At 75.2% G+C, this 24,506-nt stretch carries 24 protein-coding genes and 1 tRNA gene; 4 read left to right on the top strand and 21 right to left on the bottom strand.

Features of this window, described 5'->3' with window-relative positions:
• Positions 1–40: 40 nt before the first annotated feature.
• The 3 genes from O4U47_RS21060 to O4U47_RS21050 all read right to left on the bottom strand — a co-directional run bounded on the left by O4U47_RS21060 (position 41) and on the right by O4U47_RS21050 (position 2,432).
• Complete coding sequence (locus O4U47_RS21060) at positions 41–400, bottom strand: thioredoxin family protein (protein WP_270679639.1); 360 nt, start codon at positions 398–400, stop codon at positions 41–43.
• 2 nt (positions 401–402) lie between these two features.
• Positions 403–1,089: an LmeA family phospholipid-binding protein gene (locus O4U47_RS21055; RefSeq protein WP_270679638.1), complete on the bottom strand. Its 687-nt coding sequence runs from the start codon at positions 1,087–1,089 to the stop codon at positions 403–405.
• 140 nt (positions 1,090–1,229) lie between these two features.
• Entirely contained in the window at positions 1,230–2,432 is a 1,203-nt protein-coding gene (locus O4U47_RS21050) for a putative quinol monooxygenase (RefSeq protein ID WP_270679637.1), read from the bottom strand.
• A 196-nt stretch (positions 2,433–2,628) separates the two neighbouring features.
• Between O4U47_RS21050 and O4U47_RS21045 the strand changes: the two genes are divergently transcribed.
• Entirely contained in the window at positions 2,629–3,414 is a 786-nt protein-coding gene (locus tag O4U47_RS21045) for an HAD family hydrolase (RefSeq protein WP_270679636.1), read from the top strand.
• A gap of 111 nt (positions 3,415–3,525) precedes the next feature.
• Here the strand turns inward: O4U47_RS21045 and O4U47_RS21040 are convergent, their stop codons facing one another.
• From O4U47_RS21040 to hemL, 4 genes are all read right to left on the bottom strand, one after another.
• Complete coding sequence (locus O4U47_RS21040; RefSeq protein ID WP_270679635.1) at positions 3,526–4,446, bottom strand: NAD-dependent epimerase/dehydratase family protein; 921 nt, start codon at positions 4,444–4,446, stop codon at positions 3,526–3,528.
• 81 nt (positions 4,447–4,527) lie between these two features.
• Positions 4,528–4,626 (bottom strand): 30S ribosomal protein bS22, encoded by a 99-nt coding sequence (locus tag O4U47_RS21035; RefSeq protein ID WP_013155353.1) that lies wholly within the window; start codon positions 4,624–4,626, stop codon positions 4,528–4,530.
• A gap of 171 nt (positions 4,627–4,797) precedes the next feature.
• Positions 4,798–5,436 (bottom strand): histidine phosphatase family protein, encoded by a 639-nt coding sequence (locus O4U47_RS21030; protein WP_270679634.1) that lies wholly within the window; start codon positions 5,434–5,436, stop codon positions 4,798–4,800.
• Between the two features lie 96 nt (positions 5,437–5,532).
• The gene (gene hemL / locus O4U47_RS21025) at positions 5,533–6,822 is read right to left on the bottom strand and encodes a glutamate-1-semialdehyde 2,1-aminomutase (RefSeq protein ID WP_270679633.1); all 1,290 of its coding nucleotides are present in this window, start codon (positions 6,820–6,822) and stop codon (positions 5,533–5,535) included.
• Between the two features lie 111 nt (positions 6,823–6,933).
• On the opposite strand from hemL, the gene rraA reads away from it, so the two are divergent.
• Complete coding sequence (gene rraA, locus O4U47_RS21020) at positions 6,934–7,422, top strand: ribonuclease E activity regulator RraA (RefSeq protein WP_270679632.1); 489 nt, start codon at positions 6,934–6,936, stop codon at positions 7,420–7,422.
• 87 nt (positions 7,423–7,509) lie between these two features.
• Here the strand turns inward: rraA and O4U47_RS21015 are convergent, their stop codons facing one another.
• From O4U47_RS21015 to O4U47_RS20980, 8 genes are all read right to left on the bottom strand, one after another.
• Positions 7,510–8,172 carry a bifunctional DNA primase/polymerase gene (locus O4U47_RS21015; protein ID WP_270679631.1) on the bottom strand — a complete coding sequence of 221 codons (663 nt, stop codon included), beginning with the start codon at positions 8,170–8,172 and terminating at the stop codon, positions 7,510–7,512.
• 86 nt (positions 8,173–8,258) lie between these two features.
• Positions 8,259–9,242, bottom strand: a complete 984-nt coding sequence (gene hemB, locus O4U47_RS21010; protein WP_270679630.1) for a porphobilinogen synthase — start codon at positions 9,240–9,242, stop codon at positions 8,259–8,261.
• A gap of 17 nt (positions 9,243–9,259) precedes the next feature.
• A complete protein-coding gene (locus O4U47_RS21005; RefSeq protein WP_270679629.1) occupies positions 9,260–10,942 on the bottom strand; it encodes a bifunctional uroporphyrinogen-III C-methyltransferase/uroporphyrinogen-III synthase in 1,683 nt (560 codons plus the stop codon).
• Between the two features lie 22 nt (positions 10,943–10,964).
• A complete protein-coding gene (hemC, locus tag O4U47_RS21000; protein WP_270679628.1) occupies positions 10,965–11,960 on the bottom strand; it encodes a hydroxymethylbilane synthase in 996 nt (331 codons plus the stop codon).
• On the bottom strand, positions 11,957–13,411 hold the full coding sequence (locus O4U47_RS20995) for a glutamyl-tRNA reductase (protein WP_270679627.1): 1,455 nt from the start codon (positions 13,409–13,411) through the stop codon (positions 11,957–11,959). The genes hemC and O4U47_RS20995 overlap by 4 nt, the downstream gene beginning before the upstream one ends.
• Before the next feature lie 37 nt (positions 13,412–13,448).
• The gene (locus O4U47_RS20990) at positions 13,449–14,150 is read right to left on the bottom strand and encodes a redox-sensing transcriptional repressor Rex (protein ID WP_270679672.1); all 702 of its coding nucleotides are present in this window, start codon (positions 14,148–14,150) and stop codon (positions 13,449–13,451) included.
• A 181-nt stretch (positions 14,151–14,331) separates the two neighbouring features.
• Complete coding sequence (locus O4U47_RS20985) at positions 14,332–14,559, bottom strand: glutaredoxin family protein (protein ID WP_270679671.1); 228 nt, start codon at positions 14,557–14,559, stop codon at positions 14,332–14,334.
• Between the two features lie 108 nt (positions 14,560–14,667).
• Positions 14,668–14,928: a MoaD/ThiS family protein gene (locus tag O4U47_RS20980; protein ID WP_270679626.1), complete on the bottom strand. Its 261-nt coding sequence runs from the start codon at positions 14,926–14,928 to the stop codon at positions 14,668–14,670.
• Positions 14,929–15,037: 109 nt separating this feature from the next.
• Here O4U47_RS20980 and O4U47_RS20975 point away from each other — a divergent pair, with 109 nt between their 5' ends.
• On the top strand, positions 15,038–15,799 hold the full coding sequence (locus tag O4U47_RS20975; protein ID WP_270679625.1) for a winged helix-turn-helix transcriptional regulator: 762 nt from the start codon (positions 15,038–15,040) through the stop codon (positions 15,797–15,799).
• Positions 15,800–15,929: 130 nt separating this feature from the next.
• Positions 15,930–17,087: a hypothetical protein gene (locus tag O4U47_RS20970; protein WP_270679624.1), complete on the top strand. Its 1,158-nt coding sequence runs from the start codon at positions 15,930–15,932 to the stop codon at positions 17,085–17,087.
• A 22-nt stretch (positions 17,088–17,109) separates the two neighbouring features.
• Here O4U47_RS20970 and O4U47_RS20965 read toward each other — a convergent pair whose 3' ends face one another.
• From O4U47_RS20965 to O4U47_RS20940, 6 genes are all read right to left on the bottom strand, one after another.
• Complete coding sequence (locus tag O4U47_RS20965) at positions 17,110–17,481, bottom strand: hypothetical protein (RefSeq protein ID WP_270679623.1); 372 nt, start codon at positions 17,479–17,481, stop codon at positions 17,110–17,112.
• A gap of 141 nt (positions 17,482–17,622) precedes the next feature.
• Positions 17,623–17,695 (bottom strand) — tRNA-Thr (locus O4U47_RS20960).
• Positions 17,696–17,796: 101 nt separating this feature from the next.
• Entirely contained in the window at positions 17,797–19,353 is a 1,557-nt protein-coding gene (locus tag O4U47_RS20955; RefSeq protein ID WP_270679622.1) for an alpha/beta hydrolase, read from the bottom strand.
• A 59-nt stretch (positions 19,354–19,412) separates the two neighbouring features.
• Positions 19,413–20,573: a DNA polymerase III subunit delta' gene (locus tag O4U47_RS20950; protein WP_270679621.1), complete on the bottom strand. Its 1,161-nt coding sequence runs from the start codon at positions 20,571–20,573 to the stop codon at positions 19,413–19,415.
• 66 nt (positions 20,574–20,639) lie between these two features.
• Entirely contained in the window at positions 20,640–22,973 is a 2,334-nt protein-coding gene (gene tmk / locus O4U47_RS20945; protein ID WP_270679620.1) for a dTMP kinase, read from the bottom strand.
• 224 nt (positions 22,974–23,197) lie between these two features.
• The coding region (locus O4U47_RS20940; RefSeq protein WP_270679619.1) for a topoisomerase C-terminal repeat-containing protein at positions 23,198–24,506 on the bottom strand (1,309 nt) is incomplete at its 5' end.

Raw genomic sequence — 24,506 nt, 5'->3', positions numbered from 1 at the left:
TCACGCGTGGCCGGTGTCACAGTGCCGGCTTCCGGGCCGCTCAGGAGGCTCTGGGCCCCTCGGCGTCGAGCAGGACCGCGCCCAGAGCGGCGATGACGTCGGCCTTGCGGGGCATGCCGGAGGCCCGGCGGCGCACCCGCCGCTCGGCGTCGAGGACCAGCACGGTGGGGGTGGCGGTGACCTCCAGGCGGCGCACCAGCTCCAGGTGGGACTCGGCGTCCACGTCCACCGCCGCCACGCCGGGGACCATCGCGGCCACCTCGGCCAGGACCCGCCGGGTCGCCACGCACGGGCGGCAGAACGCGGAGGAGAACTGGACCAGGGTGGCCCGCTCGCCGGGGGCCTCCCCCAGCGCGGCGGGGTCCAGCCGGGGCGCCTCGCCCGGACCGGGGCCGGACACGGCTACCCCTGCCCGCCGACGAGCTGCACGTCCTCGGCCTCGGCGGAGACCTGGACGCCGTTGGGCAGCGCCTCGATGCCGGTGATCCGCAGGTCGAACGGCAGCCGCGGGATCGTGAAGGAGACGGTGAGCCGCTGGGCGACCTGCGCGGACAGGTCCGTGCCGGTGTCGCCGACCCGCACGTCGGTCGGGGTGACCGTCACCGTGTCGCCCTCGGCGCCGATCTCCAGCGCCGCCGAGACCGGGCGGCTGAACCCGCCCATCGACAGGTCGCCGGACATGCGCGGCTCACCGTCCTCGGTCTCGATGACGATGCCCTCGGGCAGCCGCTGCTGCAGCTCGCTGTAGGGCAGCATCACCCGGGCGTCGGCGGTCTCGGCCACCGCGCTGGGCTCGCTCATCAGGGCCGACAGGGGTGCGTGCACGTTGCGCGCGGTCACGTCCACGCGCTCCAGCTGCACGTCGTTGGCGACCATCGCGCCGGTGACGATGGAGATCTCCGAGTAGGTCCCGCCGACCGCCTGGGTCAGGAAGGGGAACCCCCCGATGGACACCTCCGGCTCGGAGGACATCTCGTACTGGGCACCGACCCGCTTGGCGATCTCGCTCTGGGCGGCGTAGTGCAGCCCGCGGTCCGCCACGGCGAGCAGGATCAGCAGGAAAACGAGGACGACGAGGAATTTGCGCATCGGGGGCTTCCAGCACGCTCCGTAGGTTTCGGCGTCGCCGCGGGCCGGAGGGACCGGCGGGCGGCGGGCCCGCGCCGGCGCCGCGGACCGTATACCGCAAGGAAGGGTACTTCACGCCCCGGGTGCCCGCCCCCGCGGCCTCACCTCGGCATCAGCATGTCGGCCAGGTGGTCCGAGGCCGCGGCGCCCGCGAGGGAGAGCTCGATGACGTTGGTCGCGGTGACGCTGTGCGCCACCCGCCGGGTGAACTCGCGCACGTGCGGCTGCTGCTCGTGCTCCTCCATCGCCAGGTCGTCCCGGTAGATGGCGTAGACGATGCGCTGCAGGGGGGCGCTGGGCACGGTGTGGCAGGCGAAGAGCAGGGTGTCCGGCTCGCGCCGGGCCACTTCGTCCACGACCAGGTCGGCCACGTCGTCGAAGTCGTCGGCCCGCCCCTCGGCCAGGGCGTAGATGGTGATGACGCCGCGCATCCGGGAGGGGCGGCCCCCGCCCGCGGGGGCGCGGTCGTCGTCGGCGCCGCCGTAAGGGGCGCCGTAGTCGTCCTCGTAGCCGTAGTCGTCCTCCGGCTCGGCCTTGCGGCGCCTTCCGAACACGGCGTCGTCCTCCCCGTCGTCCCCGTCGTCGTCCCATGCGTCGTCGTCTCCGCGCCGTCCGCGGCCGCCGCCGCGGCGGCGGCCCCTGCGGCGCCCCTGCGGCTCCTCAGGCGGATCCTGCGCCCGCATGAACGCCGCCCACAGCGCCGCCAGCGCACCCAGCATCAGCACCTGGCCGAAGACGCCCAGCCCGAGGCGGGCCACGGCGATCTCCAGCAGCACGGCGAGCGCGAGCAGCCCCACCACCGTCGCGCGGTGGCCGGGGGTCCGCCCGCGCAGGGCCGCCGCCGCGGCCCCGGCCAGGGCCGCGACCGCGAACAGGTGCACCGCCGCCAGGGCGAGGCCGGGGATGATGTCGTAGTGCTCGCCCTGCGGGGGGTAGCCGCCGCCGAAGTCGGACCGCACCGGGTCCAGCGCCAGCACCACCGCGGGCACCACGGCGAGCGTGGTGACCACCAGGCGGGCGCCGAAGCGGACGCGCGGCGAGGCCACGGCGTACTCCAGCGCACCCCAGGCGGCCAGCAGGGGGCCGAACAGCCCCGCGCCGATCTGCCAGATGCGGAAGGTGAGCCCGGAGAAACCGAGCAGCGCACCGGGGAACGCGGCGCTGAGCGCGACCGCGAGGGCGACCGCGGACCCCGCGAGCACCTTCGCGTAGGTCCCCCCGTCGCGCTGCCCGCGCGCGATCAGCGCAGCGGTGACGCTCCAGGCCACCAGTGCGCAGACGAATGCCAGTCCTACCTCGACCATCCCGCCAATGATGCTGCACGATCGGCACCGAACGGGAATCGGAGCGTTCCCGCGCCGGTCGGAGCGGTGGCCGAAGGCCCGGTCCGCGCGGGGGAGGGGACCCACACACCCGCACCGACTGTGAGTTACCTCACTGCGGGCGCGCCCGGCGCCGGGGCGCACTGGGCCCCGGCCGCCGGGCCATAGGCTCGACGCCATGAGCGGCCGAGAACAGGGGCGGCGCCGCGCGGCCTTCTTCGACGTGGACAACACCGTCATGCGCGGCGCGTCCATCTACCACTTCGCGCGCGGCCTGGCCGCCCGCGACCTGTTCACCACCCGCGACCTGCTGCGGTTCGCGTGGGGGCAGACGGTCTTCCGGGTCGGCGGCAGCGAGCGGCCCGACCACATCAACGCCGCCCGTGAGGCCGCGCTCGCGTTCGTCGCCGGGCACCGGGTGGACGACCTCGTGGACCTGTGCGAGGAGATCTACGACGAGTCGATGTCCTCGCGGGTGTGGGAGGGGGCGGTGCGGCTGGTCCGCCGCCACCTGGAGGCGGGCGAACGGGTGTGGCTGGTCACCGCCACCCCGGTGGAGCTGGCCGCGATCCTCTCCCGCCGGCTGGGGCTGGACGGCGCCCTGGGCACCGTCGCCGAGACGGTGGACGGGGTCTACACCGGGCGGCTGATCGGGGACCTGATGCACGGCCCGGCCAAGGCCGACGCGGTGCGCGCCCTCGCCGAGCGCGAGGACCTCGACCTGGCCGAGTGCTCGGCCTACAGCGACTCCTGCAACGACCTGCCGCTGCTGACCGCGGTGGGCCGCCCCAACGCGGTCAACCCCGACGACGCCCTGCGCCGCCGGGCGCTGGCGCGCGGGTGGCCGGTGCACGAGTTCCGCCGCCACCGCGCGGCGCTGCGCGTGGGCGTGCCCGCCGCGGCGGCGGGCGCCCTGGCCGGAGGGCTGGCGGTGGGCGCGCTGCGCCGCACCCGGCGCGGCTGAGCCTGCGGCGCCAGGCCGACCCCGCGTTGATCTCGGGAAGAACGCCCCTAAAACCGCGCCTGCAGCGTCGTTCCCCCCGAGATCAACGAAACAGGGCCGGGCGGGGTGGGGCTAGGCGGCCGCCCCCAGGAAGCTCTCGAAGGCCTCCTGGGAGGTGTAGGAGGGGCTCCAGCCGATGGCCCGCTCGAGTTCGGTGGGGTCCAGGACCCGGTCGCAGCACAGCTGCCGGAGCCGCTCGGGCGAGTAGTCCACCTCGCCCCGGCGGGCCAGCCCGCGCAGCACCTTCAGGCCGCGCTCGGGGAGCGCGAAGCGGTGCCGCCCCACGCGGCGCAGGCAGTGCGAGAGCGGCAGCGAGCCGGGGGCGGCGACGTCGAACACCCCGTCGGGGGCGCCCCCGCCGCCGTCGTCGGCGAGCGCCATCCGGCGCACCGCCTCCACCCCGTCGTCCTGGTGGACGAACTGCATGCGGGGGTCGTAGCCGCGCACGGTGGGCACCACCCGCAGCCCGAGGTACCGGGTGAGCGGGGACTCCACCGAGGGGCCGATGATGCCGGCGAACCGCAGCACCGCAACCGACAGGTCGGGGCGGCGGCGGGACAGCGCGGCGGTGTGCCGCTCGATGCGGGCGGCCTCCGAGGGGTCCGCGTCGGCGGCGCCGTCGGCGCCTGGGCCGGTGCCGACGGCGGCGCTGGAGCGGACCACCAGCCGCCGCACGGCCTCCGACCGCTGGCAGGCGTCCAGGAGCTGCAGGGTGCCGAGCACGCCGCGGCCGGGGGCGCGGCGGCGCCCGGCGGCGGGGGCCTCGGCGAAGCCCAGGTGCACCACCGTGTCGGCGCCGGTCTCACGGACCACGTCGCCGACGCTCTGGTCGTGCAGGCGCACCGGCACGAACTCGGCGGAGCCGAGGCCCCGGCCCGGCGGCGCCGAGTCCATGGCGACCACCCGGCCGACGCCGGGGTCGGCGCTCAGGACCTCGGCGGCCCGGGCTCCCACGTACCGGGAGGCCCCGGTGACGATCACGACGCGGCTCATCGGGGCACGCCTCCACACATCGGGATCACAGGTGTCCTCCGCTCCGCCCCGGCCGAGGCCGAGGCGAGGGACGCGGCGTGCCTACTTCTTGTTGCGGCGCGCGACACGCGTGCGCTTGAGCAGCTTGCGGTGCTTCTTCTTCGCCATCCGCTTGCGGCGCTTCTTGATGACGGAACCCATGCGATCACCTTCTCGCAGAAGACATCGGGACACGACGGGACCGGGAGCACGCCGGAGGACGGCGCGTGGGCCCGTCGGGAGAGTGCGGCGGCGCCTGCCACGGGCGGCGGGGTGCCGCACCCGGTGAGCCAGCCTACCCGCTCCGGTTCCGCCGCACGCACACGCGCCAGGTCAGGCGCCCGGCACCTGCGGCCCCGCACGGTAGAGGGCCGCCGCCGGCTCGGTGTAGCCCACGCTCACCAGCCGCTGGTCCTCGAAGGTCAGCGACGTCACACTGGCCAGGTTGCACTGGCGGCGGTCGGGCCGGTGCCACAGCCGCCGCCGCTCGGCGGCGCGCCGGGCGGTCCAGATGGGGAGCTGGTGGCTCACGCACACCGCCTCGCGCCCCCAGGCCTCCTTGCGCACCGCCTTGACCACCGCCACCATGCGCGCGGCGATCAGTCCGTAGGGCTCGCCCCAGGAGGGCTTCAGGGGGTTGTACAGGTGGCGCAGCACCGACGGGTCGGTGCGCAGCGACCGGCCGTTGACCTGCCGCCCCTCCAGCTTGTTGGCGGACTCGATCAGCCGGTCGTCCAGGCGCACCTCCAGACCGGTCCGCTCGGCCAGCGGCGCGGCGGTCTCCCGGGCCCGCTCCAGCGGGGAGGAGTACAGCGCGGCGATGTCCCGGCCATCGAACCACCCGGCGGCGAGCTCGGCCATGCGCTCCCCCGTCTCGCTGAGGTGGAAGTCCGGCAGGCGGCCGTAGAGGATCCGGTCGGGGTTGTCCACCTCTCCGTGTCTGAGCAGGTGGACGACGGTCGTCGCGGTCATCGGGTACGTCTTTCCGTTCGGGTTCGGCTCCGGCGGCGGGGCGGGCGGGGGCGCCGCTGTGAACAGGGTAGACGCCGCCCGCCCGGTCGGGCGCCGCTACCCTCGGGCCGCGGCGCGCGCCGCCTCGGGCAGGGCGGCCAGCACGCGCTCCACGGCCTCGTCGTCGTGGGCGGCCGAGAAGAACCAGGCCTCGAACGCCGCCGGGGGCAGGTACACGCCCTGGTCCAGCATGGCGTGGAAGAACCGGGCGAAGGCGGCGGTGTCCTGCTTGCGCGCTCCGTCGAAGTCCGTGACCTCCTCCCCGGTGAAGAAGACCGTGAACAGGCTGCCGCCGCGCTGCACCCGGTGCGGCACCCCGGCCGCGGCCAGCTCCCGCTCCGCGGCGTCGGCGACCAGGGCGCTCACCCGGTCGATGCGGGCGTAGACCTCGTCGGTGGCGTTGCGCAGGGTGGCCAGGCCCGCGGCGGTGGCCAGCGGGTTCCCCGACAGGGTGCCCGCCTGGTACACCGGCCCGGACGGGGCGAGCTGCTCCATGACGTCGGCCCGCCCGCCGAAGGCCGCCGCGGGCAGGCCGCCGCCCATGACCTTGCCGAAGGTCACCAGGTCGGGGCGCACGCCCTCCAGGCCGTACCAGCCCGAGGCCGACACCCGGAAGCCGGTGAGGACCTCGTCGAGCACCAGCAGCGCCCCGTGCCGCTCGGTGATCTCCCGCAGCCGGGCGTTGAACCCGTCCTTGGGCGGCACCACGCCCATGTTGGCCGGGCAGGCCTCGGCGATGACGCAGGCGATCTCCTCGCCCGACTCGGCGAAGACCCGCTCCACCGCCTCGGGGTCGTTGTAGGGCAGCACGATGGTGTCGGCGGCGCTGGCGCCGGTCACCCCGGGCGAGTCGGGCAGCCCGAAGGTCGCCACCCCGGACCCGGCCGCGGCCAGCAGGGCGTCGACGTGCCCGTGGTAGTTCCCGGCGAACTTGACCACCTTGCCGCGGCCGGTGGCGCCGCGGGCCAGGCGGATGGCCGACATGGTGGCCTCGGTCCCGGAGTTGACCAGCCGGACCCGGTCCACGGGCGCGCGGGCGGCGATCTCCTCGGCCAGCTCCACCTCGCCCTCGCTGGGCGTGCCGAAGGAGGTGCCCTTGGCGGCGGCCGCGTGCAGCGCCTCGACCACGGCCGGGTGGGTGTGCCCGAGGAGCAGCGGCCCCCAGGAGCAGATCAGGTCGACGTAGGAGTTGCCGTCCACGTCGGTCAGGTAGGGGCCCCGCCCGGAGGCCATGAAGGGCGGGGTGCCGCCCACGGCGCCGAAGGCGCGCACGGGCGAGTTCACCGCGCCGGGGACCACGGCGGCGGCGCGTCGGAACAGCTCAGCGGATGTCTCATGTGTAGCCACAGCCCCAGTGTGGCACCGGCGCACCGGGGCCGCGCCGCGCCCCGGCGCGGGCTCCCCTCCCCGGCACGGATACCGTTCTCACGACGCCACCACGAGGGAAGCGAGGGGACCATGACCGAGGCCTACGCCACCGCCGACCTGATCGACGCGCACGGGGACGCCCTGCAGAGCTGCGAGACCCAGTTCCAGTCCTACGGCGGGCGCGCGACCTTCCACGGGCCGATCGCCACGATCAAGTGCCACGAGGACAACGCCCTGGTCAAGGAGCAGCTCAACCAGCCCGGGGAGGGGTGGGTGCTGGTCGTGGACGGCGGCGGTTCGCTGCGCACGGCCCTGATGGGCGACATGATCGCGCGCGCCGCCGCGGAGAACGGCTGGGCGGGCGTGGTGGTCTTCGGCGCGGTGCGCGACACCGCCGAGCTGGCCCTGCTCGACCTGGGGGTCAAGGCGCTGGGCTCCAACCCGCGCAAGTCGTCCAAGACCGGGGCAGGGCGGCTGGACGTGCCGGTGGCCTTCGGCAACACCGTGTTCAGCCCGGAGGCCTGGCTGTACAGCGACCAGGACGGCATCCTCGTCGCGGAGGAGCGCGTGGAGCCGTGAAGCGCCCCCTCCCCCGATGATCTCGACGAAAGTGCGTCCGAAAGCGCAGGAATGACAGCGCTTCTGTCGAGATCATCGCCGAAGGAGCTAGGCGAACTCCTCGCAGGCGTCGGCCAGGACGTCCAGGACGGCGATCGGGTCCGGCAGCGTGCGGCCGTCCTGCGGGGAGCGGATCCAGGCCACCCGCTCGCCCCCGGGCATCAGCGACGGTGCGGCCGTCACATAGCTGTTCCGGCAGTGCCAGCGCAGGCCCGGGGTGTCCTCCAGGGTCTCGGGGACGCAGTCCAGGTGGCACGACCACCACTCGTCCTCGTCCGCGGGCGAGCGGGTGGCCACGAAGAACAGGTAGCGGCGGGCGTCCACCGCGGCGACCGGGCCCGGGCTCACCCCGCCGCGGTCCATCCGGGCCATGGCCATCACCCCGGCCCCGGCGGGCACGTCGAAGACGTCGAAGACCCGGCCGGTGGGCAGGATGACGTTGGCCTCGGGCTCGGTGCTCCACCAGCGGTCCACGGTGTCGGCGTCGGTGGTGGCCTCCACCGCCCAGGCCGCCGAGACCGGGTGCGCGGCCGGGTCGGGGCAGCCGATGCGGTCGCACCCGCAGGCCCGCCCGCCCAGGGTGGAGGGGGCCGCGCCGCGGACCACCGGCCACCCCAGGGCCGCGTAGGCCAGCGCCGCCTCCCGCATGCCGCCGTCCGGCCCGCCGCCGCGGCCGTGCCTGCGCCGCCGCCGGTTGAGTACGTCCGCCATCCGCGGCCTCCCCGCTCGTCGTCTCCGTCCGGAGCGGGGCCGGTGTCCTGCGGTGCCCCGTCCCGGTCCCTACCCCGGTCCCCGGGTCACCTCAGCAGGCGCGCCGCCTCCACCGCCCAATAGGTGAGGATCTGCGCCGCACCCGCCCTGCGGAGGCTGGTGATGGTCTCCAGCACCGCGCGCTCGCGGTCCAGCCAGCCCTTCTGGGCGGCGGCCTCCACCATGGCGTACTCGCCGGACACCTGGTAGGCCGATACCGGCACCGGACAGGTCCGGGCGACCTCGGCCAGGATGTCCAGGTAGGCCAGGCCGGGTTTGACCATCACCATGTCGGCGCCCTCGGCCACGTCCAGCGCCACCTCGCGCAGCGCCTCGGAGGCGTTGGCCGGGTCCTGCTGGTAGCCGGTGCGGTCGCCGAACCGCGGCGCCCCCTCGGCCGCCTCGCGGAAGGGCCCGTAGAAGGCGGAGGCGTACTTGGCCGCGTAGGACAGGATCGGCACCTGGGTGTACCCGGCGCCGTCCAGGGCCGCGCGGATCGCCGCCACCTGGCCGTCCATCATCCCGCTGGGGGCGACCACCTGGGCCCCGGCCGAGGCCTGGGCCACCGCCACCGAGGCGTAGCGCTCCAGCGTGGCGTCGTTGTCCACCTCGCCGGTGGGGGTGAGCAGCCCGCAGTGCCCGTGCGAGGTGAACTCGTCCAGGCACAGGTCGGACATGACCACGATCGCGTCGCCGACGTCGGAGTCCAGGTCGCGCAGGGTCCGCTGGAGCACGCCGCCCGGGTCGTCGGCGGCCGAGCCGCGCTCGTCCTTGTACTGCGGGACGCCGAACAGCATCAGCGCGCCGACCCCGGCCTCGGCGGCCTCCTGGGTGGCCTTGCGCACGCTCTCCCGCGTGTGCTGGACCACCCCGGGCATGGACTCCACCGGGTTCGGCTCGTCGAGGCCCTCCTTGACGAACATCGGCAGGATGAGCTCCTCGGGCCGCGGCCGGGTCTCGGCGACCAGGCGGCGCAGCGCCGGGGTGCGGCGCAGGCGCCGCGGGCGCGCGGCGGGGAAGCGGGCGTTCATCGGCGGGTCCCCCTTCGTCACAGCGTCTTGCGTCGGCGGCCGCGCCGCTTCTGGCTCGGCTTGAGGGCCGGCTTGCCGGCCTCCAGCGCCTCGGCCCGCTGCCTGGCACCGTACTCCGAAAGCGCCTCCGCCAGGGCCGAAACCGAGGTCTTCGGCGCCACGACGTCCACGCGCAGCCCGTACTCCTCGGCGGTCTTGGCGGTCTCCGGCCCGATCACCGCGATCACCGTGGTGTTGTGCGGCTTCCCGGCGATCCCCACCAGGTTGCGCACCGTGGAGGAGGAGGTGAACAGCACCGCGTCGAAGGCGCCGCCCTTGATGGCCTCGCGCACCGGGGCGGGCGGCGGGGCGGCGCGCACCGTGCGGTAGGCGGTGACGTCGTCGACCTCCCAGCCCAGATCGGCCAGGCCGGCCGAGAGGGTCTCGGTGGCGATGTCGGCGCGCGGCAGCAGCACCCGCTCGATCGGGTCCAGTTCGGCGTCGTAGGGCGGCCACACCTCGACCAGCCCGGCGCCGGACTGGCGGTCGGGCGGCGGCGCCAGGTCCGGCTGGATGCCGAACTCGCGCAGCCGCTCGGCGGTCTGCTCACCCACCGCGGCCACCTTGACCCCGGCGAACGCGCGCGCGTCCAGGCCGTACTCCTCGAACTTCTCGCGCACCGCCTTGACCGCGTTGACCGAGGTGAAGGCGACCCACTGGTAGCGGCCGGTGACCAGGCCGCGCACGGCCCGCTCCATCTGCTGCGGGGTGCGCGGGGGCTCCACCGAGATGGTGGGCACCTCCTCGGGCACCGCGCCGTAGTCGCGGAGCTGGTCGGACAGGCTCGCCGCCTGCTCCTTGGTGCGCGGGACCAGCACCCGCCACCCGAACAGGGGGCGGGACTCGTACCAGGACAGCTCGGACTGGCGGGCCACCCCGGGGCCCATCATGAACAGCGCCGGGGCGGTGGCGTGGTGGCCCTTGGCGTCGAACGCCTTCAGGTCGGCGACCAGGCGGGACAGCGTGGACACCACGGTGGTCTGCTCGGAGGTGCCGCCCATCCGGGTGACGGCCACCGGGGTGGTGCCGGGGTGGCCCCCGGCGACCAGGGCCTTGCACAGCCGGTCGAACCCGGGCCCGGCGGGCCGGCCGCCCTCGGGGGCGTCGGGGAACATCACCGCCAGCGAGGCGTCCGCGCGGCCGGAGAGCTCGGCGGCGAGCCGCTCCCAGTCCACGGCCTCGTCCTTGCCGTTGACCACCCGTACCTCGCCGGTGCCCTTGGGCATCATCGGCACCCCGGCGAACGCGGGCACCGCGGTCACCGAGGACAGGCCGGGGACCAGCTCGAACTCGACCCCGGCCGCCGAGCAGGCCTCGGCCAGCTGGTCCGCGCGGCAGCCGAAGACGGGGTCGCCGCTGTAGAGCCGCGCCACCCGGGCGCCCTGCCGGGCGCGGCGGACGGCCTCGGCGTCGGCGTCGGCGCCCCCGCACTCCTCGGCGGGGACGAACTCGGCGCCCTCCTTGCAGTGGGCCAGCAGCGCCTCGCGGTGCTTGGCCATCTCCGGCCCCGGCTCGCGCAGCCCGAACACCACGTCGGCCTCGGCGAGCACCTGCGCACCGCGCAGCGTGAGGAGCCCGGCGTCGCCGGGCCCCGCGCCCACGGCGGCCACCGGCCCGGGGGCCGGGGCGCTCGCGTCGGTCTGCGGCTCAGGCGGATTCATCGTGCGCACGCTCCTCGTGGTCTCATGCTCCGGCGCCCGGTCCGGCGGCGCCCCCGATCTCCCCCGGGTCGGCCACGATCCGGTCGGCCCCGTCGGCGATCATCGAGCGGGCCAGCTCCCGCCCCAGGTCGGCGGCGGCCTTCTGGGAGGCCGGGGCCACCTCCAGCTCGGCGGTGCGCTCGGCGCGCACCTGCTGTGCGCCGTCCGTGGAGGCCACCGCGGCCGTCAGGCGCAGCCGCCCGTGCTCGAACCGGGCGAAGGCGCCCACCGGGGCGTGGCAGCCCGCCTCCAGCTCGGCCAGCACGGTCCGCTCGGCGGTGACGGCCAGCCGGGTGGCGGTGTGGTCGACCGAGGACAGGTAGGACAGGTCGGCCCCGGCCCGGTCGGCCCGGCACTCCACCGCCAGGGCGCCCTGCCCGGGGGCGGGCAGGACCCGGTCGGCATCCAGGACGTCGGTGACCGCGTCCAGGCGGCCGACCCGCACCAGCCCGGCGTAGGCGAGCACCACCGCGTCGACCTCGCCGGAGGCCGCCTTGCCCAGGCGGGTCTCGGCGTTGCCGCGGATGGGCACGTAGGCCAGGTCGGGGCGGTGCGCGGCGAGCTGGGCGACGCGGCGCGGCGACCCGGTGCCCACGCGGGCCCCGGCCGGGAGCGCGTCGAGGGTGAGGCCGTCGCGGGCGCACAGGGCGTCGCGCGGGTCGTCCCGCTCGGTGACCGCGGCCAGCACCAGCCCCTCGGCGGGGGCGGTGGGCAGGTCCTTCAGCGAGTGCACGGCGAAGTCGACGCCGCCGTCCAGCAGGGCGTCGCGCAGGGCGCTGACGAACACGCCGGTGCCGCCGAGCTGGGTCAGGTGGGCGCGGGTGGTGTCGCCGAAGCTGGTGATCAGCTCCAGGTCCACCGGCACCCCGGTGCGCTCGGTGACCGCGTCGGCGACCAGCCGCGACTGGGTGGTGGCCATGGTGCTGCGGCGGGTGCCGAGCCGGGCGGCCCCCGGCCGCCGGGCGTCCTCGGTGCTCACGCGTCCTCCCCTGCGACGGGCTCGGGGCGGCGGACGGCGTCGGGGGCGTCCGGGTCGAGCCCGAACAGCTCGCGCAGCGCGTCCCCGTAGGCGTCCCCGCCGGGACGGGCGGCCAGTTCCTTGACCCGCACCGTCGGCTGGTGCATCAGCTTGTCGACGACCCGGCGCATGGCGCGGGTGATCTCCTCGCGCTCCCGGTCGCCCAGGTCGGGCAGGCGGCCCTCCAGGCGCGCCAGCTCGCCCTCGAGGACCTCGTTGGCCTTGGCCCGCAGCGCGACGACGGTGGGGGCCACCAGGTCGGCGCGGCGGACCGCCTCGTACTCGGCGGCCTCCTCCTCGACGATCCGGCGGACCACCGGCACGGCCCCGGAGCCGCCCTCGGCCCCGGGCACGCCCTCGGCGGCGGCGCGGCGCAGGTCCTCGATGTCCACCAGCTCGGCGCCGGGCAGGCCGCGGACGGCCTCGTCGACGTCCCGGGGCAGCGCCAGGTCGAGGAAGACGGTCGGGCGGGTGCGGCGCGGGGCCGATTCCAGGGCGGCGCGCACGTCCTCGGCGGTGAGCACCAGGCCCTGGGCGCCCGTGCAGGAGATCACCAGGTCGGCGTCGGCGACGGCGGAGGCGGCCTCGTCGAAGGGCACGGCGCGGCCCGCCATCGGCTCGTAGGCCTCGGTGAGGCACTCGGCGAGGCGCTCGGCGCGCTCGGCGGTGCGGTTGGCCACCGCCACCGAGGTGGCGCCCTGGCGGGCGACGGTGTTGGCGGCCAGGGCGCTCATCGACCCGGCGCCCAGCACCAGCACGCGCACACCGGTCAGCGCCTGCGGCTCGGGGAGGGCGGCGTCGGCCTCATCGGCCTGCGGCCCCCCGGCCCCGGCCGGGCAGGAGGCGGGGGCGGCCGCCACCGCGCCCGCCGTCCCGGGGCGCAGCCGCTCCAGGGCGACCTCCAGCCCCAGGGTCACCATGTCGGCGCCGGCGTGGTCGAGGTGGGTCTCGGTGTGCGCGCGCTTGCCCACCCGGAGGGCGCGCTGGCCCAGGTCGTTGAGGACGCGGCCGAGGGTGCCGCCGTGCTGGGCGTCCTTGAGGGCGTTGCGCACCTGCCCGAGGATCTGCCCCTCGCCGACGACCATCGAGTCCAGGCCGCAGGCGACGGAGAACAGGTGCTGGACGGCGCGCTCCTCGTAGTGCACGTAGGCGTGCTCGGTGAGCTCGCCCATGGACACGCCGGTGCGCTCGGACAGCAGGGAGGTGATGGTGTTCAGCGCCGGGTGGAAGCGGTCCACCTCGGCGTAGACCTCGGTGCGGTTGCAGGTGGAGACCATCAGGACTTCGTCCACCGCGGGGGACGCCGCCATCTCCGACATGAGTTTGAGGCGCTCTTCGCCGCTCAGCGCGGCACGCTCCAACAGCGCCACGGGCGAGCTCCGGTGGCTCAGCCCAACGGCGAGGACACTCATCTGCACTCCAATGCGGCGATCGCGGTGGCGGTCGCGGTCACGTCTTCTCCGTCGCGTCGATCCACCCCGCCTCGGGGGGCGCCTGCCCGTCGGCCTTCCGCTGCTCGTGGAAGGCCAGGATCTGCAGTTCGATGGACAGATCGACCTTACGCACATCGACGGCCGGGGGCACATTGAGGACGACCGGCGCGAAGTTCAGCACGCTGGTGACCCCTGCCTCGACGAAACGGTCGCACACGCCCTGCGCCGATACGGCGGGAGTGGCGATCACGCCGATGGCGACGTCCTCGGAACCGACAACGTCCTCCAGTGTGTCAATATGCCGCACCACCAGCCCGGCGACCTCATCGCCCACGACGCGCAGGTCGGCGTCGAACAGCGCGGCGATGCGGAACCCCCGGGTGCCGAACCCCCCGTAGTTGGCCAGCGCGCGGCCCAGGTTGCCGACCCCGGCTATGGCCACGGTCCAGTCCTGGGTGAGACCAAGCTCACGGGAGATCTGGTACACGAGGTAGTCGACGTCATAGCCGACGCCGCGGGTGCCGTAGGAGCCCAGGTGCGACAGGTCCTTGCGGAGCTTGGCCGAGTTCACCCCCGCGATCGACGCCAGGTCCTCCGAGGAGATGGTCAGGGTCCCCCGCTCGGCCATCCCCTGCAGGGCGCGCAGGTAGACCGGGAGCCGGGCGACCGTCGCCTCGGGGATGCCCCTGTCCCGGGGGCGGGGTGAACGGGGGGTCACGGGCGTGCGCTCCTGAACGGCGGTCGTCGGGTCGTGGGTCCGTACCGTCATGTCCCGGATGGTCTCGCGGACGGGGCTGCGACGCGCCGTCGAGACCCCCGCGGCGGCGGATTCTCGACCTTCAGATTACGCCCTTGTGAAAGTACGCACAAAGTAGGGGCCCATTGCGGCCGGACCCCTGCTAGGGGGCGCCGAGCGCGGCCCGCAGGCGCTTCTCGCTCACCCGCCAGAAGTCGTGCGGGGCGCCGTCGACGAAGGTGACCGGGATCCGCTCCCAGTACTCCTCCCGCTCGGCGGGCGGGCTCTCGTCGAGGTCGCGGACCTCGTAGGCCACCCCCAGCTCCCCGGCGACGCGCCGGATCACCTCCAGCGCCTCCTCGCACAGGTGGCACCCGGACCTGCCGAGCATGCTGATGCGCGCGGCCCCCCCGGGCCGCGCGGTGCCGGACGCCGCCACCGCGCCCTCCCTCACTCCGGTCGGCTTCGAATCCCCGTTACGGGCCTACCCGAAATCAGATCACCCGCCCGCGAACGGCGGAAGGACCTCCACCACACCGCCCTGTGTGAGGAAGACCTCGGCGTGCGGGCGCGCGCCCACCGGCCGCTCGTCCACGAGGAAGGACGAGCGCTCCAGCACCCGCGCCAGCCGGTCGTCGCCCGGACGCCCGGCGCGCGCGGCCTCCAGCGCCTCGGCCAGGGTCGTGGCCTCGTAGGTCTCCTCGGCCGTTCCCGCGGCCTCTTTCGCCGCGGCCCAGTACCTGATGGTTCCGCTCACCATGGATTGATTATCCTTGAGCTTCTCGGAGGCATGAACGAATCGAATTCTCCACCGGGGGCAACGGCGCCTTCGATCTACCGCTTCACGGCGGGGCGACGGGAAGAGACGCATGAGCCACCTGCTGCTACTGACGAACTCCAACGAACCGTCGGACCACGTGCTGCCCGCCCTCGGACTCCTCCTCCACTCGGTGCGCGTGGCCCCGGCGGAGCCCGGGGCGCTTCTGGCCGCGGGCGCCGAGCGTACCGGGGGCGCCGTGGACGCCGTCCTCGTGGACGCCCGCAGCGACCTGGCCTCCGCCCGCAACTTCTGCCGCCTGCTGGACACCACGGGACTGGACTGCCCGCTCATCGCGGTGCTCACCGAGGGCGGCGCCGCCGCGCTCACCCCGGACTGGCAGGTGAACGACTTCCTGCTGACCTCGGCCGGCCCGGCCGAGGTGGAGGCGCGGCTGCGGCTCGCCGTGGGACAGGCCGACGCCGGGACCGACGACCCCGACGAGATCCGCCGCGGCGACCTCGTCATCGACGAGGCCACCTACATCGCCCGGCTGCGCGGGCGCATCCTGGACCTGACCTTCAAGGAGTTCGAGCTGCTGAAGTTCCTGGCCCAGCACCCGGGCCGGGTGTTCACCCGGGCCCAGCTGCTGCAGGAGGTCTGGGGGTACGACTACTTCGGCGGCACCCGCACCATCGACGTGCACGTGCGGCGGCTGCGCGCCAAGCTCGGCGCCGAGCACGAGTCGCTCATCGGCACCGTGCGCAACGTGGGCTACCGGTTCGTCCCGGACACGGCCAAGGCGTCCGGGGCCGGCGAGGCCGCCGCGGACGCCGGGGCGGCCGCGCCGGAGCCCGCTCCGGCCGACCGCTGACCCGGCCGCCCCGGTTGCGGCCCCGCGCAGGTCCGCGGGGCCGCATCCGGGCTCCTGGGCCTCGTGCCCGCCTCCGCGAGGGCCTAGGATGCTTGCGCAGACCGCAGCAGCTCCCCGAGGAGGCGACCCCATGCGCGCCGCCGCCGGCATCCCGCTGACCACCGCGTTCATCGGGTCCACCCTGGTCGCGATCGCACCGCCCGCCGCGGCGTCGGCGCCGCTGGCCGTGGAGCTCGCGCCCGGGGAGACCGTCGTGGACGCGGGCGGGTCCGTCGAGCTGACCCTGACGGTGACGCCCACCGTGCCCGGGGCCTCGAAGGTGTGCGTGTACGCCCCCTCGGCCGACGGCGGCTTCACCGTGGGCGAGCCGGACGCCCGGACGGCGCCGATGCGGACGGTGGTGACGGGCGCTCCCGAGGAGGACACCGAGGTCACCGCCACGGTCCTGTACGCGGCGGTGGCCGAGGACCAGGCCTGCGGAGAGGTCCCCGAGGACGAGCGCGCGGTCGCCCGCTCCGAGCCCGCCCAGGTGCGCATGGCGGAGGCCGACCCGTCGCCCAGCCCCACGCCGACCCCGACGCCCTCGCCCACGGAGACGCCCGACCCCTCGCCGACGGAGACCCCTGACCCCTCGCCGAGCCCGACCGACCCGCCCGAGAGCCCGTCGCCCACGCCGACGCCCCCGCCCACCGGGACCCCCTCCCCGACGCCGACGCCGACCGGCGACGACACCGAGGGGCCGGAAGCGACCTCCACGGAAGGCGGCGGGGACCAGGACTCCGGCGACACCGGCGACACCGGGGGCACCGGCGGCGATGAAGGCGGCACGGGCTCGGACGGCGGCAAGAGCGGGGACAAGGACTCCGGGAAGGACAAGGGCTCCGGGGAGGACGACGAGCGCGACACGGGCGGCGGCGACCGCGCCGGCGGCGGGGGCGGACCGTCGGACTCCGGCGGCTCCTCCCCCGGGCGCCCCTCGGCCCCGGACGGCCCGGACACGCCGCGCGACCGGCCGTCGCTGCCCACCGGCGCGCCGGACCTGCCGTCGCTGGACCCCGACGACGACGGCGGCCTGGCCGAGCTGCCCTCGGTGGCCCCGGGCGAGGGCGGCGACGACGGCCCGGCGACCGACAGCGCCGCCGTCGAACAGGACCTGTCCTCGTCGGTGTCCCCGGCCGTCCTGATGCTGGTCCTGATGCTCCTGCTGCTGTTCGCCGCGCCGCTGGCGCCCAACCGCCGGGTGCGGATGGGCGTCCTGGGCTACAAGGGCCGCCGCCGCAAGGGCTGACTCCCGGGCGGACCGGCGGGTTTCAGCCGAGGCGCCCCCGCCAGACGTCCTCAACGGCGTCCCGGGCGCTGTCCTGGTCCATGCCGGTCTCGTCGCGCATCACCCGCACGGCCTCCACGCCCCGGCCCAGCGCGAGCAGTTCGCGCACGCGGGCCAGGGTGGGCGCCGGGACACCGGGCGAGGCGCGCGTGCCGTCCCCGGTGCTCTCCTCCAGCACCGAGTAGCCGCCCTCTCCCGGTCCGACACTGCCGGGCCCGGCCGGTTCCCCGTCGGCGGCCTGTGGCGGCCCACGGCGCCCCTCCACCTCGCGCAGCAACCGGTCCAGCACCATCCCCCCGCCCCCGAGAACGGCGAGCGCCCCCAGGAGTGCCAGCACCATCAGCAGCAGGCTCATAGATGCTCTCTACCCACACGAGCCCCATGCCCCGCTCGTCGTCGATCTCGGGAGGTTCGCCCCTGAAACCACGCGCGCAGGGTCGTTCTCCCCGAGATCGACGAAAGAACGCCGCCCCCTTCGGGGGCGGCGTTCTCGCTGAGCCGCCTGTCGGAATCGAACCGACGACCTATTCATTACGAGTGAATCGCTCTGCCGACTGAGCTAAGGCGGCATGCGGCCGCGCTCTCCGCGAAGCCGGACCCAGTCTAACGCCTCTCGGCACCTGCTGTGTCCCCGCGTGGCGGCCCGCCCCGGGCCGGGCGCCCCGCTCCGTCAGGCGCCGCAGGTCAGGCCGTCTTCGGGCACCTCGTGCTCCAGCAGGTAGCCGTCGACCGCCGCGTCCACGCACGGGGCCCCCGAGCGGTAGGCGGTGTGGCCGTCGCCCTCGTAGGTCAGCAGCACCCCCGAGTCGAGGCCGTCCGCCAGCTCCTCGGCCCACGCGTACGGTGTGGCCGAGTCCCGCGTGGTCCCCACCACCAGGACCGGGTCGGCGCCCGGGGCGTCGGCCTCCCACGGGTCGGCGACCGCCTCCTCCGGCCAGTAGGCGCAGGTGAACGCCGCCCACGCCGAGGAGGGGCCGAACAGCGGGGACGCCTCGGCCGCCTCCTCCGCGGCCCGGCGGTAGGCCTCGGGGTCGCGCGGCGCCGGGGCGTCCGAGCAGTTCACCGCCACCAGCGAGGACACCGAGTTGGTGAAGGCCCGCGGATCGTCCCGGTCGTAGAGGCGGTCGCCCAGGCGCAGCAGCGCGGTGCCGTCGCCGTCCTCGATGGCGTCGGTGAGGGCGCCGCGCACCTCGCCCCAGTAGCCCTCGCTGTAGAGCGCGCCCATGATGCCCATCTCCACCCGGGCGCGGCCCACCTCCCGGCCGTCGTCCGCGGAGGTGTCCAGCGGCTCGCGCCCGGCCTCCTGCAGCAGGTCGGCGACCCGGTCCACCCCGGCGTCCACGCCGTCCTCCTCGCCGCCGAGCGGGCAGTCCTCCCGCCCCTGGCAGTCCTCGACGAACGCGCGCAGCGCCGTCTCGAAGCCCCCGGCCTGCTGCACGGTGGTCTCCAGGGCGTCCAGCTCCGGGTCGAGGGCGCCGTCGAGCACCATGGCGCCCACGCGCTCCGGGAACAGGTCGGCGTAATAGGCCCCGATCAGGGTGCCGTAGGACTTTCCGAGGTAGGTGAGCCGCTCGTCGCCCAGGACCGCCCGCAGCACGTCCATGTCGCGCGCCACGTTCTCGGTGCCCATGTGCATCATGAGGTCCCCGGCGCGCTCCCGGCACCCCTCGACGAAGCCCTTGACGGACTCCTCCAGCTCCTCCACCCCGGCGTCGCCCACCTCCAGCGGGTCGCCGTCGCCGTCCTCGCTCACCAGGTCGGCCCCCAGGTAGTCGTCCATGCGCTCGGGCGGCAGGCAGGAGATGGGCTCGCTGCGGGCCACCCCGCGCGGGTCGAACCCGACCACGTCGAGGCGCTCGCGCACGTCCTCGCTGACGGCGCTGGTGGCGGCCCCCGCGTAGTCGTAGGCCGATCCCCCCGGCCCGCCGGGGTTCACCAGCAGCGACCCCTCCGACTCCCCCTCCGCCGGAAGCCGCTTGACGGCGATCTCCAGGGCGCGCCCGCCGGGGTCGGCGTAGTCCATGGGGACCTCGAACACGCCGCACTCGAACTCGGCGCCGCCGTCCGGGCAGGGCCCCCAGTCGATGGCCTGGGCGTAGAACGGCTCCAGCGCCGCGTCGGGGGCCGAGGCGGCCGGGTCCGGGCCGCCGCCGGTCCCCCCGCTGCATCCGGCGGCGGTGACGACGAGGGCCGCGGCCGCGGCGGCCGCCGGGAGGAGCCTCTTCAACGGGGGCCGTCCTTCGCGTCGGGGAGGGGACGGCACCGAGCCTGCCACAGTCCCGGCCCTCACCCCTCGTACAGGGCCGCCGTCATGGCCTCCAGGGCGATCTGGGGGTGCACGTTGGCGTCGATGCGGCGGCGGCACTCCATGACCGCGTCGATGCGGCGCAGCGTCGACTCGGGGGCGGACCCGCGGGCCACCCGCTCCAGGTCGCCGCGGGCCGACCCGGTCGGCAGCTCCACCGGGGCGCCCATCTGCAGTGCCAGCACGTCCCGGTAGAACAGCACCAGCTCGGTCAGCGCCGTGTCGTAGGTGTCCCGCTTGATCCTGGTGGCGCGGCGCTTCTGGCGCTCCTCCAGGTCCTTGAGCGCCCCCGCGGCGCCCCGCACCGCCTTGGCCACGCCCTTGCCGGTGCCGCCCTCGCCGAACGCGGCCTTGACCTCCGCGCGCTCGGTCTCGTCCAGCGCCGCCGACGCCGCCTTGGCCTCGGCCTCGGCCAGCTCGTACAGGCGCGCGGCCGCCGACACGCAGGCGCCCGTCCCGTCCAGCCGGGCGGGCAGGGAGAGCACCTCGGCGCGGCGCTCGCGCGCCTCAGCGTCGGAGGCCAGCAGCCGCGCCCGGTCCAGGCGCCCGGCCGCGGCCCGCGCCGCCTCGGCCGCCGCGGACTCCTCCATTCCGTCCCGCTCGACCAGGGCGCGCACCACCGCCGCGGTGGTCGGGGTGCGCAGCCGCACCAGGCGGCACCGGGAGCGGATGGTGACGAGCATGTCCTCGGCGGTGGGCGTGCACAACAGCCACACGGTGCGCGGTGAGGGCTCCTCCACCGCCTTGAGCAGCGCGTTCGAGGCGGCCTCGGTGGCCCGGTCGGCGTCCTCGAACAGCACCACGCGGAACGGGCCGGAGGCGGGGCGCGCCGCGGCCCGCAGCACCAGCTCGCGGGTGCGCTCCACGCCGAAGCTGAGGCCGCTGGGGCGCACGTAGAGGACGTCGGCGTGGGTGCCGGTGAGGACCTGGTGGCAGGAGGGGCAGTGGCCGCACCCGCCGTCGGGGCACTGCAGGGCGGCGGCGAACGCGCGCGCGGCCTCGCTCCGCCCGGAGCCGGGTGGGCCGGTGAACAGCCAGGAGTGGGTCATCGAGGTGCCGCCCCCGCCCGCGGGGGCGCCGGCGGCCGCGCGCAGCGCGGCCACCGCCTCGTCCTGGCCCACCAGGTCGTCGAAGACGCTCATCGCCCCCAAGGATAGGGGCGGGCGCCGACGGGCGGCGCCCGTCCCGGAGAACGGGCGCCGCCCCGGCTACTCCTCGCCGTCCCGGTCGCCGACGACCGGCATCATCCCGGTGATCGCCTCGGAGTCGGAGGGGACCGGGTCGGGCAGCAGCGGCCGCAGGCGGCGCTGGATCTCCCGGGTGACCCCCTCCTGAGACTCGCGCGCGTCGACCACCAGGTAGCGCTCGGGCGCCCGGTCGGCCAGTTCGCGGAAGCCGCGCCGGACCCGGTCGTGGAAGTCCCCGGACTCGGCCTCGATGCGGTCGGTGCCGCCGCCCAGCCGGGACAGCCCGTCCTCGGCGGGCAGGTCGAGCAACACCGTCAGCCGCGGCACCAGCCCGCCGGTGGCCCAGTCGTTCACCCGGGCGATCTCCTCGGCCGGCAGCTCCCGCCCGGCCCCCTGGTAGGCCAGGGTGGAATCCACGTAGCGGTCGCTGATGACGATGGCGCCCCGGCGCAGCGCGGGCAGGATCACCTGGTGCACGTGGTCGGCCCGGTCCGAGGCGTACAGCAGCGCCTCGGCCCGCGGCGACATGCCGGTCTGCTCCTTGTCCAGCAGCAGCGCGCGCAGGCGCATGCCCAGCTTGGTGGCGCCCGGCTCACGGGTGGTGACGACCTCGAAGCCCTCCTCGCGCAGCCACACCGAGAGCTGCTGGACCTGGGTGGACTTGCCGGCGCCCTCGCCGCCCTCCAGCACCACGAAGGTGCCCGGCAGGGCGGTGTCCTCGCCGTCGCCCGCGGCGGTGCGCACCGGCACCCCGCGCAGCGCCGCCAGCAGCTCGGTCATCATCGGCACGTCGCCCGCGTCGGCGTTCATCTGCCGGTAGGAGACCACCGCCACCACGACCGCCAGCACCGCCGCCAGCATCAGCACGGCGCCGGTGCCCAGGAAGTCGTAGGTCAGGTCGCGCACGGACAGCGTGTGGTCGCCGACGGCGGCGGCCAGCAGCGGGGCCGCCGCCACCGCGCCCAGCAGCACCAGGCGCCCGGAGGCGTGCAGGAACGCGAAGGTGCGGCCGCGGACCTCGTCCTGGACCTCCTGGCCCATCAGGGTCAGGCCGATCACCCAGGCCAGCCCGGCGCCCGCGCCCACCACCGCGGTGAGCACCGCGGCCAGCACCATGTTCGGGATCAGGCCGGTGAAGAAGAGCGCCACCCCGGCCGTGCCCAGGGCCAGGCCGAACAGGCGGCGGCGGTCGAACTCGCGCAGCGTGCGCGGACCGGCCAGCATGCCCAGCGCCATGCCCGCGAACAGGGCGCCGAACAGCACGCCGAACCCGGCGTTGCCCGCGTCCAGCCGGTCCACGAAGACGCGGCCGACGCCGACCACGGCGCCCCCGGCGGCGAACGCCCCGAGCATGCCGAGCATCAGCCCGCGCACCAGCGGGGTGGACCCGGCGAAGCGCCAGCCCTCCCAGATGGTGCGCAGCGGGTTCTCCTGGCCGTCGGCGGAGGACCGCTCGGCGCGGCGCTCGGCCGCCTCGGCCCGGCGGCGCTCCTTGGCCTTCGCCCGCTCGGCGGCCTTGCGCTCCTGCTCGCTCGGGACCGCCGGGACCTCCAGGGTGGCGGCCTCGCCGATGGGCGCGGTCAGCTCGTTGGGGTCGGCCTCCTGCGCCGGGACCGGGACCTCCTCGGTCCGGTCGTCCTCGCCGCCGGAGGCGGAGGCCCCCGAGGCGGCGGGCGCGGCGCCCGCCCCGGCCCGCGCGGGGCGGCCGGGCAGCGGGAGCGTCCAGACCACCGCCGCCGCGATGAAGAACGTGAGGCCGTTGATGTACAGCGCGATGTCGGCCTCGGGGGTGGCCATGGCCGGGAACAGCTTGCCCAGCACGGTGCTGAACGAGGCCAGCACCGCGAACAGCCCGGCCGCCACCGGGGCGGTGCCGTAGGCGGTCAGCAGGGTGAGCTGGTTGGCCTGCTCCAGCTTCTTGCGCGGCACCAGGTTGGGCACCGAGGCGTCCTTGGCGGGCGTCCAGAAGATCGCCACGCACTCGGCCAGGAAGTTGGCCACCAGCAGCCAGTCGAGGCGCCCCACCACCGGGATGGACACGTACAGCAGGCCGCGCAGCACGTCGGCGGCGACCATGGTCAGGCGGCGGTCGAACCGGTCGGCCACCATGCCCGCGAACGGGCTGAGCAGCAGCCACGGGGCGATCTTGAGCAGGACCACGCCGCTGACCGCGAAGTACTGGACCACCGGCGAGGCGTCCATGGTGAGGATCGTCGCCAGCGACATCAGCGCCAGCAGGCTGAGCCAGTCGCCCAGGCTGGACAGCGACAGTGAGATCCACAGCCGTCGGAAGGGCGGGTTCGCCAGAACGCTGCGCGCCTCGCCGGGCGCGCCTAGAGGTGCAGATCTGCTCATAGTCGTGAAGGGTAGCGGCGCGTCCGGAAGGGGACGGGCGCGCGGCCGGGGCCGGGGACGGGGACGGACACGGGCGCCGCCGCGGCCTGCCGGGCTCCCTTCGCAGGGCGGCGCGGTGCTGCGCGCTGCCGCGCGCGGTCCGCGCCGTGGGCCCCCTCAGGGGCTCATCACACCGGGCGGACCCGTGCGCGGCACACTACTGCCGCGCACGGATCGGCGCCACCTCAGGAGGAACCCGCGTCCCCGCCGGTGCCGCCCTTCGGCTCGCCGGTCTTCTTGGCGGCCGGCTTCTTGGCGGCGGACTTCCTGGTGGTCGTGGCCCCCGAGGACTTCTTGGCCGAAGAGGACGAGGACGACGTGGAGGACGAGGCCGCCTTCTTCTTCGCCGGGGCCTTCTTCGCGGGCGCCTTGGCGCGGCGCTCGGCCAGCAGCTCGGCGGCGCGCTCATCGGTGACCGACTCCACCTCGTCGCCCTTGCGGAGCGAGGCGTTGGTCTCCCCGTCGGTGACGTAGGGCCCGAACCGGCCGTCCTTGACCACCATCGGCTTGCCGGTCTCGGGGTCGGTGCCCAGCTCCCGCAGCGGCGCCGCGGCCGCGCGCCGCCCGCGCTGCTTGGGCTTGGCGAACAGCTCCTCGGCCTCCTTCAGGGTGACCGTGAAGATCTGCTCCTCGGCCTCCAGGGAGCGGCTGTCGGTGCCCTTCTTCAGGTAGGGGCCGAAGCGGCCGTTCTGCGCGGTGACCTGCTCGCCGTCCAGCTCGCCGACCACCCGGGGCAGGGACAGCAGCCGCAGCGCGTCCTCCAGGGTGACGGTGTCCGGGCTCATCGACTTCAGCAGCGAGGAGGTGCGCGGCTTGGCCGCCTGCTTGGAGCGGCCCTTGGCCTTCTTCTCCTTCTCGCCCTTCTCCTTGTCCGCGCCCTCGTCGGGGTCGGGCACGACCTCGGTGACGTAGGGCCCGAAACGCCCGTTCTTCACGACCACGGTGCGCCCGGTCTCCGGGTCGGTGCCCAGCTCCCGGTCGTCGCTGGGGGCGGCGAACAGCTCCTCGGCCTTCTGAGGCGTCAGCTCGTCGGGGGCCAGGTCCTCGGGCACGTTGACCCGGCGGCCGTCGCGCTCCATGTAGGGCCCGTACCGGCCCACGCGCATCACGATGTCGGTGCCCGGCACCGGGAAGGAGCTGATCTCGCGCGGGTCGATCTCGGCCAGGTGGTCGCCGACCAGCTCCTTGAGGCCGGCCTCCTCGCCGTCGCCGTAGTAGAACCGGCGCAGCCAGGGCACCCGCTCGGCGTCGCCGCGCGCGATGCCGTCGAGCATGTCCTCCATGCGGGCGGTGAAGTCGTAGTCGACCAGGTTGCCGAAGTGCTTCTCCAGCAGCTGCACCACGGCGAAGGCCAGGAAGGACGGCACCAGCGCCGAGCCCTTCTTGAACACGTAGCCGCGGTCGAGGATGGTGCCGATGATCGAGGCGTAGGTGGAGGGGCGCCCGATCTCCCGGTCCTCCAGCTCCTTGACCAGCGAGGCCTCGGTGTAGCGG

The organism is Nocardiopsis suaedae, assembly GCF_027706745.1.
Lineage (GTDB): Bacteria > Actinomycetota > Actinomycetes > Streptosporangiales > Streptosporangiaceae > Nocardiopsis_A > Nocardiopsis_A suaedae.
This window is presented reverse-complemented; position numbering and strand designations above follow the sequence as displayed.